Source organism: Porphyromonas asaccharolytica DSM 20707, from assembly GCF_000212375.1.
Taxonomy (GTDB): Bacteria; Bacteroidota; Bacteroidia; order Bacteroidales; family Porphyromonadaceae; genus Porphyromonas; species Porphyromonas asaccharolytica.
Genome location: NC_015501.1, coordinates 1420246 through 1432731 on the forward strand (window position 1 = coordinate 1420246; position 12486 = coordinate 1432731).

At 51.1% G+C, this 12486-nt stretch carries 8 protein-coding genes; all 8 read right to left on the reverse strand.

Going from position 1 to position 12486, the window contains the following annotated elements:
* Positions 1-58: 58 nt before the first annotated feature.
* The gene (locus PORAS_RS05550) at positions 59-985 is read right to left on the reverse strand and encodes a mechanosensitive ion channel family protein (RefSeq protein ID WP_013760506.1); all 927 of its coding nucleotides are present in this window, start codon (positions 983-985) and stop codon (positions 59-61) included.
* Positions 986-1196: 211 nt separating this feature from the next.
* A complete protein-coding gene (locus PORAS_RS05555) occupies positions 1197-3758 on the reverse strand; it encodes a leucine-rich repeat domain-containing protein (protein WP_013760507.1) in 2562 nt (853 codons plus the stop codon).
* 428 nt (positions 3759-4186) lie between these two features.
* Positions 4187-5221: a thiamine-phosphate kinase gene (gene thiL / locus PORAS_RS05560; RefSeq protein ID WP_013760508.1), complete on the reverse strand. Its 1035-nt coding sequence runs from the start codon at positions 5219-5221 to the stop codon at positions 4187-4189.
* A 3-nt stretch (positions 5222-5224) separates the two neighbouring features.
* Positions 5225-6358 carry a tetraacyldisaccharide 4'-kinase gene (lpxK, locus tag PORAS_RS05565; RefSeq protein ID WP_013760509.1) on the reverse strand — a complete coding sequence of 378 codons (1134 nt, stop codon included), beginning with the start codon at positions 6356-6358 and terminating at the stop codon, positions 5225-5227.
* Positions 6359-6401: 43 nt separating this feature from the next.
* Positions 6402-8186 carry a signal peptide peptidase SppA gene (sppA, locus tag PORAS_RS05570; RefSeq protein WP_013760510.1) on the reverse strand — a complete coding sequence of 595 codons (1785 nt, stop codon included), beginning with the start codon at positions 8184-8186 and terminating at the stop codon, positions 6402-6404.
* Positions 8187-8345: 159 nt separating this feature from the next.
* Complete coding sequence (locus PORAS_RS05575; protein WP_245528068.1) at positions 8346-11087, reverse strand: T9SS type A sorting domain-containing protein; 2742 nt, start codon at positions 11085-11087, stop codon at positions 8346-8348.
* Between the two features lie 152 nt (positions 11088-11239).
* Entirely contained in the window at positions 11240-11953 is a 714-nt protein-coding gene (locus PORAS_RS05580; RefSeq protein WP_004330937.1) for an LrgB family protein, read from the reverse strand.
* Positions 11950-12321 carry a CidA/LrgA family protein gene (locus PORAS_RS05585; RefSeq protein WP_004330945.1) on the reverse strand — a complete coding sequence of 124 codons (372 nt, stop codon included), beginning with the start codon at positions 12319-12321 and terminating at the stop codon, positions 11950-11952. Before PORAS_RS05585 ends, PORAS_RS05580 begins: the two co-directional genes overlap by 4 nt.
* Between the last annotated feature and the right edge of the window lie 165 nt (positions 12322-12486).

Below are 12486 nucleotides of genomic sequence, written 5' to 3' on the forward strand. Positions count from 1 at the left end.
ATCAGACATAGGCTCTCTAGGAGCCGATGAATAGAGTTATAAAGCGATACAGAAGAGACTAGTCGTGAGACTCAGTCTCTTTATTATTATATGGTGTGCTGTTGCGCAGCTCGACCTTGGAGTATGGACGTGGAAAGCCTTCGCCAGCAAAGAGCTCGGTAGCTCTACCGTTGAAGTCCCAGAAGAGATCCCACATATCCGCATTAGTACACCATACACGGATCATGATCGTGTAGTTGCTCTCCGTCATATCAGAGATCACGGCTAGCACGCCTTGATCCTGTAGGATGCGTGGATCCTTGAGTAGCTCCGTCATGAGGATGCTCTTAGCACGCTCGAACGGCACGTCGTAGTCCACGAGAAACTTCCACTGACACCGTCTAGTGGACATCTCAGAGGTGTTTTTGATTATGTTCGTACTTAGATTACCATTAGGCAGGTAAATCTTTGTATTGTCCGTAGTAGTGATAGAAGTGTGGAAGATTCCGATGTCCTGTACCGTACCCTCGACATCTTGGTAGACGATGTAGTCGCCAATGCGGAAGGGGTGCGTGATCAGGATGATAGCACCACCCGCAAAGTTCTGTAGCTGTCCTGAGAGTGCCATACCAATGGCGACACCAACAGAAGCAAGCAAGGCCGCAAAGGATACAGCGGCAAAGCCCAGGATATTGATCACCACGATAATCAGTACGATCCAAAGACCAGCACGAGCTATCGATCGGATGAAGTGTCGCAAGCCAAGCGCCTCGACACGCCTATCAAGGAGTCGAGTGACGCCCTTCATGATAAGACCTATCAGCCAGCGACCTACATAAAATATTAGGATAGCTAGCAGTACGCGGATACCTATGTCAAGTGCTTTATCGACCCATGATCCTAGGGTGTCAGCGAGGTTAAAGTTGACGATACTATCGACGATTTCCTCCTTCGTGAGAGCCGTCGAGTCGGGGAGAATAATGTTTTCTGGATTTATTTCAGGCATATGCTTCTACACAGTTGACGCTGTCGCTTTTATTTGCGATAGCACTCAGTTAGCAGAGCCAAAGGTACAAAAAAGCGACAACCTAACCTCACCGCAAAGCATAGCGTAGATAGACCTGCAAGGCGTAACACATTCGGTGTGTGCATATAAAAGCCCCATACTCACAGGGTCGGAGTATGGGGCTTCGCTTGCTTTGGAGCTATTTAGATGCTTAGCGTATCAGCTTGATCGTAGCTCCTGCGATAGAGAGTATATAGCTTCCTGCGGGGAGCTCGCAAGAGAGACGTCCCGTCTGGTCCGTTACGCCATGTGCTCGGAGCTGTCCTGCCAGGTCGTACAGCTCATAGCTCGTCTGGCTGTAGGGCGTCTCTATATCCCAGCCCGTAGCTGTCGGAGTAATCACCCAAACATTAGGACGGTCGGTCACAGGAGCGACGCCAGTATCTTTCTTAAAGGCGTAAGAGACGAAGATGTTGTTGGACAGGACGAAGAAGTATATAGTCCCAGCCTCATCTTCTGCTGTGAGCTTGCTCGTACTCCACTTGCAGTAATCGGGTATATAGCCTTCGTCTGGGACCAGTACGATAGAGCCTCCTACTGACCTCTTGATAGGTTCTGCAAAGTTGAACTTCTTGTCTCCGACTGCTATGTAAGCATGTCCATGAGACTTCGTCGAGGCGTCAAAAATCTTCGCTGTCTCACACCCTTCGCTGGTGCTCTCGCTATCAGCGATCCAACCATTGAGCAGAACTTTGTCGTAGGTCGTTGCTCCTGGCGTGCCACTGAGCTGAACTCGATAGAGACCCTCGCTGGTGTCACCTGCGGGGGGTAGCTGTATGAGCAGGTCGTTGAGATCACAAGCGGTGAAGCTGTTGTCTCGTACGTCTAGGCTATGCAGATTGAGAGCCAGTCCTGGGTAGGGGATGAGCTGTAGCTCAGTGAGCTTATTGCCATTAGCCTTGATGCGCTCTAGGTACTCGCTCTCGAGCTTTACCTTAGAGAGCTGACAATTCTCAATGTCTAGTACACGTAGCTTTTCGTTGGCCGAGAGATCTAGACTTTCGCCAAAGGCATTGCCACTCAGTACAGCTATCTCCAGCTTAGGCAGAGATGCTAGAGCTAGAGCGGAGATCTGATTGTCGTTGCAGTTTAGGACGCTCAGGAGTGGAGTCTGCTCTACATGTAGCTGCGTGAGCTTGTTGTACCCGCAGTACAGCTCCTCAAGCTTGGGAGTAGCAGAGAGTGATAGCTCGGCGAGCTTATTGTCCGTGATTTGCAGCTCCTTGAGGTTGGGCAGACGAGAGAGGTCTATCTGCTCAATCTTGTTGCGAGAGAGACGGAGTGTCTCAATTGTTGCGGCATCTTCAAAGGCTACTGCGACGATCTTGCTAGCCGTAGCGTCTACGAGAGTCACGGGACCATAAAGCTTGATCTTAGCCCCAAGGTCTACCGTTTGGGGGACGGTAAAAGGCTCATTAGCCTTGGGAATTGTATAGTCGCTAAGCTGGCCACTGCCCCAGTCGATCTGCACCTTGGTCTGGGCCTTAGCAGCAGCTATCTGGAGAGACAGATCTATCTCATCAATGTCATAGCCATCCTCATCTTGACCTGGAGACTCCGTAGTCACAGATAGAGACATCGTCGTGGGCTTGTAGGGTAGCGTGATGTTATAAGTGTGCAGTCCTCCCTTATAGAAGGCTAAGTCGGGATAGCCAGCATTAAAGAGCTTGGCACGTACCGTAATCTGGTGCGTGGTAGGGTCTAGCAAGGACTCGTCAATGGTATAGACCCCAGGCTTGTCGCCAGCTACCACCTTGTCGGTAGGTATGGGCTGCCACTTATTGGCTGCATCCTTATAGAACCATGTGAAGGTCGTGGGTGTCGGTGCCTGCGCGATACCTTTAGCAGAGGCCATGTTGGAGAGGTCGACTGTCATGTCTCGATACTGCGAGCGATCGACATGAGCGTAGTACATCTTCGAGACCTTAAAGTTGTCCAATGGCGTCTCGTTGAGGTCTGGAAGCATATCATAGGTGAAGGCGCAGAACTGCAGAGTCACCATCTCTAGATGAGTCAAAGCCTTGCCCCCGATCAATTGACGAGGATATGCCTTGTTACTGAGACCTGTGATGACTAGCTGCTTGAGAAGTGGCGTATCGGTTAGATCGATGGTACGCAGCGTGGTACCTTGTAGAGATAGACTCTCCAGAGCTGTGCAGCCAGATAGGTCTAGTTCCTTTAGCTGTCTACTGTCAGGGGTGGGTAGTAGTGGCGTAGCCCACTGGAAGGTCTTGAGCAAGCCTCTATTGGGAGGTAGGATGACTCGAGAGACCTCGGCGCCATTGAGTGTGATCTCCTCAAGCTTAGGACAAGCGGAGAAGTCTAGCTCTTCGCTCTCCATCAGAGGTGTGAAGTCACAGTTAAAGCGCTCTAGGAGGGGCGCAGCAATCTGTGTGACTCCGCAGATAGCTTTGCTACTTGTAAAGCGTAGTGTGACTAGCTGATCTGCCGAAATGGTAATAGTGCGCTGTGTGCTACTAGGCTCTGCAAATGTGTGCTTAAAGGTTTGTAGCTTCTCAGCTTCGGGTTGCTCTAGCGTAGCGGTCTCACCGCCACCTAGGTCTATCTGCGCGGTCGCTCCTTGCTGAGCGAGGCGATAGACAAACGTGACCTCTGTCGCATCGGGCTTGATAAGCAGACGGACTGTCGCCTCTTGCGCCATGGAGGTTAGGATACTCAAGAAGAGTACGGGAAGGAGTAGAAGTCGCTTCATAAAATGTAACATAAAAGTTTGAGAGCGCCAAGGTACGAATTTTACTCCTCCCATACGACAACGCAATTATCCCTCAACTCCGCAAACCTTACGAGTAACGATCTATAGGGACGCCCTCCTGCTAACCCTTGTCTGAGAGGAGTCATCAAGCGGGGATGTTGTCCGCGCCGTCTGTATCGTGCTGAATATGTTATACGTACGAGTTCCAAAAACAATTTCCCTCTTGGAACTTTTTAGTTCCAAGGGAGGAAATATCGAGTTCCAAGGGAGGAGCTTGGAATTTCCAAGGGTGGAAAACTAAGTTTCCAAGGCTGGAAAGTTTTTGGAAACCTATAGAGGAGGTTCCTTATTGACAAAGTAGGATAGACACCCCCTGTGTGAGCTTTAGAACAAGCTTATGACTTGAGACGAACTCAGGAGGGTGGGGGCTAGGAGAAGGCGTTCCAGCCCTGGGCTTTGAGTTCATGCTCGGCACGATCGGTCGAGATCCAGCGACAGCCCTCAGAGGCCTCTGTGGCGTGCCCTATGATAGAGACTCCCTCGATGGTCGATACTTGACCGACCTGAGCCAGTGGCACGGTGAAGAGGAGCTCGTAGTCCTCACCACCATTGAAAGCCGCCGTGATGGGCGACATATTCATCTCTTCGCAGAGAGCTAGCGTCTCACGATCGAGAGGTAGTCGATCTTCATAGACCCGTACACCTACCTGTGATCGTTCTGCTATGTGGAGCAACTCGGAGCTTAGACCGTCGCTGATGTCTATCATTGCCGTCGGTGTGACACCTTGCTCGGCTAGCTTGTCACGCAACCAGCGTTGTGCTGACGGCATGAGCTGACGCTCGATGAGATATTCGTACCCTTCGAAGTGTGGCTCAAACTCCTCTGTCGGTGCGCTGAGGAAGGTGCGATGCTCACGCTCTAGCAATTGGAAGCCCATGTAGGCTGCCCCTAGATTACCCGTCACGCAGATGAGATCGTTAAGCTGAGCGCCAGAGCGCAGGACAGCCTCTCCCTTAGGCACGGAGCCTAGGCATGTGATGCTGATGGCGAGTCCGTTTCGTGAGGCGCAGGTGTCTCCACCGATTAGGTCGACTTGGTAGTGCTGACAGGCTAGTTCGATCCCTTTATAGAGCTCTTCGATCATCTCAGTTGTGTACTTTGCTGAGATCCCTAGAGAGACGGTGATCTGCTGAGGGATGCCATTCATAGCGCAGATGTCGGAGACGTTGACCACGACCGCTTTGTAGCCTAGGTGCTTGAGCGGCATATAGGTCATGTCAAAGTGTACCCCCTCGAGGAGCATATCGGTCGTGACCAACAGCTCTTCGTCAGGCTGCATCTGTAAGATAGCTGCGTCGTCTCCTACAGCCATGCGGACACGGTTGGGAGATGTAATGGCAAACTGCTCGGTGAGTTTTCGGATTAGTCCAAACTCACCCAAGTCAGAGATCGGTGTATTCATAGATTATTCCTTTTCCTCGTTCCCCTCCTGCTCCTCTTTTTGAGCTTGCTCTGATGTAAACTGAGCTATATGGTTCATGACTAACTCGCGCAGATCCTCCTCACCATGAGCCCTAAAGCGTACCTGTATAGGTAGTCGGAGGAATCGCTCACGTAGCTCACGACTCATATAAGACTCTAGCTCGAAGATCTTGACAGCGTCCTTGTCTGTACAAAGAAACACTACCTCTGCACCACGCAATAGATAGTCTGTCAAGATGTTTTCCCACGTGGTGACATTGCGTCTAGAGTAGTGATGATGATCTCCATAGGGTAGTGTCACTACACGTGAGAAGCCGCGCTCTACGTAGGCAAAGAACTCCTCAGGGTGAGAAATCCCGGATATGGCAATAACAACCGCATTGGTGTCTATCTTAGTAGGCTCTGCATCTCTCTGAAAGATGGGGACAGGATTGTCGTACTTTACCTCACTAAAGAGGAGCTTCTGATGCGGGTAGAGATCTAACCTGCGCTCCGTAAAGGTGCAGTCTATCGGCTTAAGTAGGGTAGGACACTTGGTCACGACCACCACATCGGCACGATAGCGTGCACGTGCAGGCTCACGCAGGCGCCCGGCGGGGAGCAGCACGTCATCTGTTATAAGTCTGTTGTAACTGGACAGAAGGATCGAGAGGGAGGGCCGCACAGAGCGATGCTGGAAGCCATCGTCCATCAGAATTACATCGGGACGCTGCGAGTAGGGCTGATTGACTAAGTGATTGATCGCTCGCACCCTATTGCCATCTACGACGATCTGTATCTTGTCGCCAAACTTACGTAGGAGCTGTGCTGGTTCATCACCTATGCGACTGGCACTATCCCCTAGCTCAGCAACCTTAAGCCCAAATGATTTGCGCCTATATCCACGCGAGACGATAGCAATCCGCAGATCGCCCATAAGCATCCGTATGAGATGCTCTATCATCGGGGTCTTGCCTGTACCTCCTACGGCTAGATTGCCTACACAGATGATGGGAATGGGGAAGGCGTAACTCTTCAGACGCCCCATATTATAAAGGCTATTGCGTAGCGATACGCCCACTCCATAAATACCTGAGAGCGGTAGCAGCCATCTATTGATCTTGGGTGTCTGATCCATACTGTAAGAGAGTCGAGAGGATAGTCTGTGTTGCTCCCAGAGACTAGAGATCCACTACTAGGGGTAGACGAGCCTGAAGACCCGACATAGCACGTAGCTCGCGCATCTGGTCGATGTAGCGGATCTCCTCATCGGTAAACCATGAGGTCATCAGCTTCATACGTACAGCTTGCGTTGATGAGCTAAATAGTTCTTGGAGTACATTGACCTCACGTTTTGTGTAAGTCACATGGTAAGTGTCATATCCAGCCTGCGAAGCAGCATAAGCGATTGCATCTTGTAGACCGCCAAGCTCATCGACGAGCCCTAGACTTAAAGCCTGAGCACCTGTCCATACGCGTCCCTGAGCGATAGAGTCGACCTGAGTTGTGGTCATATTGCGTCCCTCAGAGACTCGCTTGAGGAAGAGTGCATAGCCTCGGTTGACATATTGCTGGAAGAGCGCGCGCTCCTCCTCTGTCCATGGACGATCGGGAGCGCCCAGGTCAGCATGCTGACCTGTCTTGACCACATCTTGGTGTACACCGATCTTGTTAGCGAGCTTGGTCGCATTAGGCACAACGCCAAAGATACCGATAGACCCCGTTATCGTCGAGGGCTCTGCAAAGATGTAGCTAGCGCCCGAAGACATATAGTAGCCTCCCGAGGCTGCGTAGTCTCCCATAGAGATGACGACTGGCTTGTTTTCGCTAGCCTTATGGACTGCGTACCAGAGCTGCTCAGAGATGTAGCTGCTACCACCAGGCGAGTTGACACGTACTACAAGTGCGTCGTAGTCGTCATCTTCGCCCATCTCGAGGATACGGTCAGCGAGTCGGTCGGAGACCACTTTCTTGGTGTTAAAGGGAGAGTCAGCGACCTCGACATTGATCTCGCCCTCAGCAAAGAGGACGCCCACATTAGCTCCTCCCTTACGGCCAGAGCCACGCGTCGCATACACATCGCTTAGAGATACGAAGTGTAGATCATCTTTCTCATCTACTCCTACCAGTGAGCAGAGGGTCTCTAAAGCTTGATCTTGATAAAGTGCTCCATCAATGAGTCCATTAGCTAGGTAAGAGTCGGTCGGTCGTACAGACTGCATACTGTCTGCTAGAGACTGCAGGCGTACACTGTCTAAGTTGCGGCTGGCACCGACCTCGCTTAAGATGCGTCCCCAGATATCGCCAAGGTAAGAGGTGATCTGAGTGCGATTTGCCTCGCTCATACTATTGAGTATATAAGGCTCGACAGCACTCTTGAATGTACCTACTTTAAAGACCATCATCTCCACTCCGATCTTGTCTAGCAAGTCTTTGAAGAAAACAGCCCCACCAGCTAAGCCATCGAAAGCGATAGACCCCTCCTTATTGACATAGAGTTGGTCAGCGACAGAGGCAAGGTAATACCCCTTGAGTGAGTAGAAGTCTGAGTATGAAACGATGAACTTGCCATCTTCTTTGAAATCCTCTAGAGCCCCTCTGAGCGCCTCTGCCGAAGCATAGCCACAGCCTGGATCCGTCACATTGAGATAGATACCCTTGATACGATCATCATTCTTAGCCTCATCAATAGCCTCAAGGACATAAGAGAGAGGCAGATCGCGACTACCATCACTTTTGTTCAATCCGAGATCAGACCAAGGGTTTGACACATAAGTGTCAGAGATGTGTGCTAGTTCGATCTTGAGGATGCTCCCATCCTTGATCTGCTGTGTGTTATTAGCTATGTTAGCGCTCAGAGCCGCTATAAAGCTGATCAGTACGATGACCGCTAGAGAAGCAAAGATGACACAGCTTACGACGATAGCTAATAGTGTTGCAAAGAAGGTCTTCCAGAATGAATTCATAAAGTGTTTACGTATAATATGTCCATTAGCGAGTGTTAGCACCACAAAGGTAACAAATAGATATTGAATAAGCTACATTTGCTTCTCCCTTTATAGTAGTAAAGGCACTCTTCGTGAGAGGAGTGCCTTTGCTTTTTGGGGATGACGGATCTGTAGAAGCTATCGCTTGACGATGCGGTGGAGCGTCGTCGTGCCGTCTGAGAGGGTTACCTGTAGGAGGTAGCTGCCGACTGCCCACGATGAGGTATCGATAGAGCGATCCGTTAGTACGCCTTCGGAGATACGCGTGCCGTCGAGCGTGTAGAGCTGGTAACTACCTGTCAGGCCATTCGTCTGAATAGTCAGATGATCCGTGCAGATCGTCGGGTAGACATGGACGGCATCAGGTGCAGTAGACAGAGCTTCGACGGCTGAGATCAAACCATTCTCGTAGAGTGGCTTGACGCTGTACTCCTTGCCTGTCGCATTGGTGACTATGTAGCTGAGGTCTTGTGTACGTCCTATCTCGTTGCCGTCGGCATAGATGATATACTCCTTGACTACGGGCCACTGCGCTGGGTGGAAGCCGCGAGCTATCGTACCCGTTACATCAACAGGTGCTCCAGGCTCTCCATCGTCTATCATAAACTCAATGGCAAAAGCGCCATCCTTTGTAGGGAGGGATCGCTCAATATCTGCGGGCATCCAGTAGTGCGTATCAAAGGATAGTACATTGTGACGACTGCTCCATTCAGTCGCAGGCGTTGGGTCGATCATAGCTACATCACGTGTGAAGTCAGTGCGTGTCTGGATCTTATAACCTACGATGAGCATCTCCTCGGGTCGTATCACCTTTGGCGTAAAGCCCTGCACCCAGAGCCACTTCTTCTGCTCGAATTTATCTCCTATAGGATAGTTTAGTGTCGTGGTGGCATCGTCTGCAATCACCTCGTAGCAATCCTTTTCTAGACCAGCAGAGGTCACAGTTATGTTCTGCCCATTGCGCACGAAGAGTGTGTAGGTGTGCATACGAGGTGTACGTGCTGGGATGAAGCGCATTGCTGCCAAGCGAGTCTGTCCTAAGGAAGCAAAGTCTCGTCCATCGTAGCGGACGCCAAGGTAGACCTCTTTGTACTCAGGGTTTAAGCCAGGGTACTCTAGGGGAGCAACTGCCTGAGCCTCCCCTTCGCTAGAGAGTGTCAGCTGAGAGATCAGCTGACGATTCACTGGCTTATGCCAGGTGAGAGTCACTTGGCTTCCCTCCTTCTTCTGGTCAAACTGCGAGACTCCCGCTAGGTCTGAGGTGAGGAAAGAGATATGACGAGGAGCCGTGTAGTGCTGTGTAGCTTCCTCTCCGATGGTATATTGGTAGCGTAGCGTGTAGGTCACGATACCGCTCTCGTCTCCTGCCTGACTATCTGTGTAGTGTCCCGTGTTCACGGGTAGACGCTTTAGCTCCTTGCCATTGCGCAAGATCTGCACCTCAGCAGTGACGCCCGTAGGCAGGACTGTCATCGGCTGCCACGATAGAGCTGCCTGACCATCCTGATAGACGCCCTGTAGCTTAGTCACAGAAGCTATCAGCGTGGCACCAGGCTTGTAAGCGCCACGCAGCGTCATAGCTGTGCCATCTCCCTTGGGGTCTAGTATCTGTGCGAGTGGCTGTAACTGTTGTGAGTTATCTTGCGTGGATCGTGCCCAGTGCTCACTCAGCTTGCCATACATGTTTAGAGCATTGATCCCCTTGTCACACTCGGCAGCTCCGCCTGAGAGGGTTCCGATGAGTAGCCCCTTATCATTAAAAAGTCCCGAACCAGAGCTACCTCCTTCAGTCACGCAGTGCCCATTCTCCGTCTTGGCATAGCGCACCGCAAAGTGTGCATCACGTGCTCCAGCATTGTTATCTGTCAACCAAGTGCCGTTTTTGAGCGGCTCGGTGATCGTCGAAATCTTCATTACATCGCCACTAGGGTGGTGTAGGCCCTTAGCGGTAGGCTCTAGGGTACCCGAGCGATCCCAGCCGTTGTAGTAGACCCCGTAGTAGTCAGGTATCGGGTTTAGCGTCTCCACGAGTAATGCATCGCTCCCGTGATCCATCGGCACAGCAGCCAGACGCTTAGCACCGCTGATGGAGTAAGCTGGCTCGCCTATCCACTGATTGTTAGCACACTCGGGACGCTCATAGTGGAAGTTAAAGACCCACTGACGAAAGTCCTCTTCAGTCGCATTGATGACCTTGCCCGTCAGAGGACTCTTGGCGAAGGTACAGTGGTAAGCGGTCATGATGAGTGGTCGCCAATCTTCGTTGCTGTTGTTGACCAGTGTGCCACTACAAAAGCCAATGTTGCCATTGAGTACAACGATAATCTGGGCGATACCATTCTTGACATCCTGCATATCAGCTCCCTCAGGACAGTTGACATTGACGTTGCAGACACCTGAAGCTCCCTCGCCAGAGATGTTCTGAGGAGCCGCAACCGACTCAAAGAAGTAGCCGAGTTGCTTCAGACGTATATCGGCCAAAGCTCCCGCTGGCTCATACTGTATGACCAGTGAATTGCCCGCAATAGGGTTGGTGCCGAAGACTCCACCATCGGGATTGCTCTCACTCGTGAAGGCTCCCAAAATCTGCTTTCTAGTAGGATCAAAGAGGTAGAGGCGGTCACCAGGCTGCAGTGCTAGCTTGTCAAATGAGAGCGACAAGCCTTGTGCATCAGGAGCTGTGAACTCTAGATGATAGATACTCCGCCCCTGGATCATTTCGTGGGTTGCCTGCTGGTAGAAGTCTCCCGAGAGCGGTAGCATGCGCCCCACGATGAGCGGCGCACCATCGTCCACTTGATGCCAATGCTCTGCTGCGCGCAAGTCTTGAGCATTGAACGGTGGAACGACCTCGACCACACGATGTGATTGAGATGTCATCACAGGTGCCCCACCGAAAGAGATTTGCGCCTGCCCCAAGGTAATACCGCAGAGCAAGCAAAGCGTTGCTAAGAGTATTTTTCGAGTAATACTAATCATGGATATACTGTTTTTGATGTTGTAAAGGTACCCTTTTCCAACAACATACGATCTCAAACAAAGATCTGAGCGATATAGTGGATGATAGGTATCAGTATGGAGGTAAAAACTCCCATGATACCAATAGCCAAGCCACCGATAGCCCCCTCTAGAGCCCCCATTTGAATAGCTACCGAGGTGCCTACACCATGCGCTGCAGCACCTAGAGCCAGTCCCTTAGCGATACTGCTCTCTATGTGGAGCCATTTAAAGAGTGGAGGCCCCATCACGCCTCCGATGATGCCTGAGATGACGACCACCACTGCGGTCAAGGCGGGGATACCTCCCGACTGCTCAGAGAGTGCGATAGCGATAGGGGTCGTGACCGAGCGGGACTCCATCGAGTAGGCGATCGCGTCGCCTGCGCCTAGTGCATAAGCTAGTCCTACGGCACTGAGTATGCCGATTAGAGAGCCTACAAAGAGCGAGACCATGATAGAGACGACGCGTCCTCGGAGGTACTTAGACTGCTCGTATAGGATGTAGCCCAGTGAGACGACTGAGGGACCTAAGAGGAAGTCGATCAGTTGGCTACCCTCTTTATACTCTTCATACGTTGTATCCGATAGGTCAAGCATTAAGATGATGAGCCCTATGGTAACAATCAGAGGATGAAAGAGACCGATCCGCACCTTGCGGTATAGGAGCAAACTGAGGAAGTAAACGCCTATGGTGAGCGGCAAGCAGTAGATAGGCTTGCTCAGTAGTTGTGTGACGAGATCCATCATGCGTTGTCGTTAGGTATCTGTCCCTTATGGTGCCGCTCGAAGCGGTGCTGCATACGTCCCACGACCACCAAGACTAGTGCCGTGCTGACCACCATCGAGATCACGATAGCAGCCCAATATTGCTGGATAAGCTCCACCTGGGTGATCAGCCCCACGCCAGCTGGTACGAAGAAGAGACCCATGTTGAGGGTGAGAAACTTAGCGACGCTGTCCACTTTGTCAGGCTTGATCAGCTTAGTCTCTAGGGCTAGAAAGAGCAGTATCAGCCCGATCACACTCCCTGGTAGAAAGTGCCCGATCATCATGCCGATCAGTTCACCCACGGCAAAGAAAAAGAGCACCCAAAAGCATTGTACAAGAGACTTCATCTCTATAAAATCAATCTAAACTCAAAAACTTGCCTGCAAAGGTAGCAAATTAGAGATTAGAAGTTAGAGATTAGAGGGTAGAGGGTAGAAGTTAGAGCCGTGAGTTCATATAGAAGATGTTACTCTATTATGTTGATTTTGTCGCACATACGAGTTGCAAAAGTA

Coding starts and splice junctions, on each gene's coding strand:
- PORAS_RS05550 (WP_013760506.1), bottom strand. CDS start 985: ATGCCTGAAATAAATCCAGAAAACATTATTCTCCCCGACTCGACGGCT.
- PORAS_RS05555 (WP_013760507.1), bottom strand. CDS start 3,758: ATGAAGCGACTTCTACTCCTTCCCGTACTCTTCTTGAGTATCCTAACC.
- thiL (WP_013760508.1), bottom strand. CDS start 5,221: ATGAATACACCGATCTCTGACTTGGGTGAGTTTGGACTAATCCGAAAA.
- lpxK (WP_013760509.1), bottom strand. CDS start 6,358: ATGGATCAGACACCCAAGATCAATAGATGGCTGCTACCGCTCTCAGGT.
- sppA (WP_013760510.1), bottom strand. CDS start 8,186: ATGAATTCATTCTGGAAGACCTTCTTTGCAACACTATTAGCTATCGTC.
- PORAS_RS05575 (WP_245528068.1), bottom strand. CDS start 11,087: ATGACATCTCAATCACATCGTGTGGTCGAGGTCGTTCCACCGTTCAAT.
- PORAS_RS05580 (WP_004330937.1), bottom strand. CDS start 11,953: ATGATGGATCTCGTCACACAACTACTGAGCAAGCCTATCTACTGCTTG.
- PORAS_RS05585 (WP_004330945.1), bottom strand. CDS start 12,321: ATGAAGTCTCTTGTACAATGCTTTTGGGTGCTCTTTTTCTTTGCCGTG.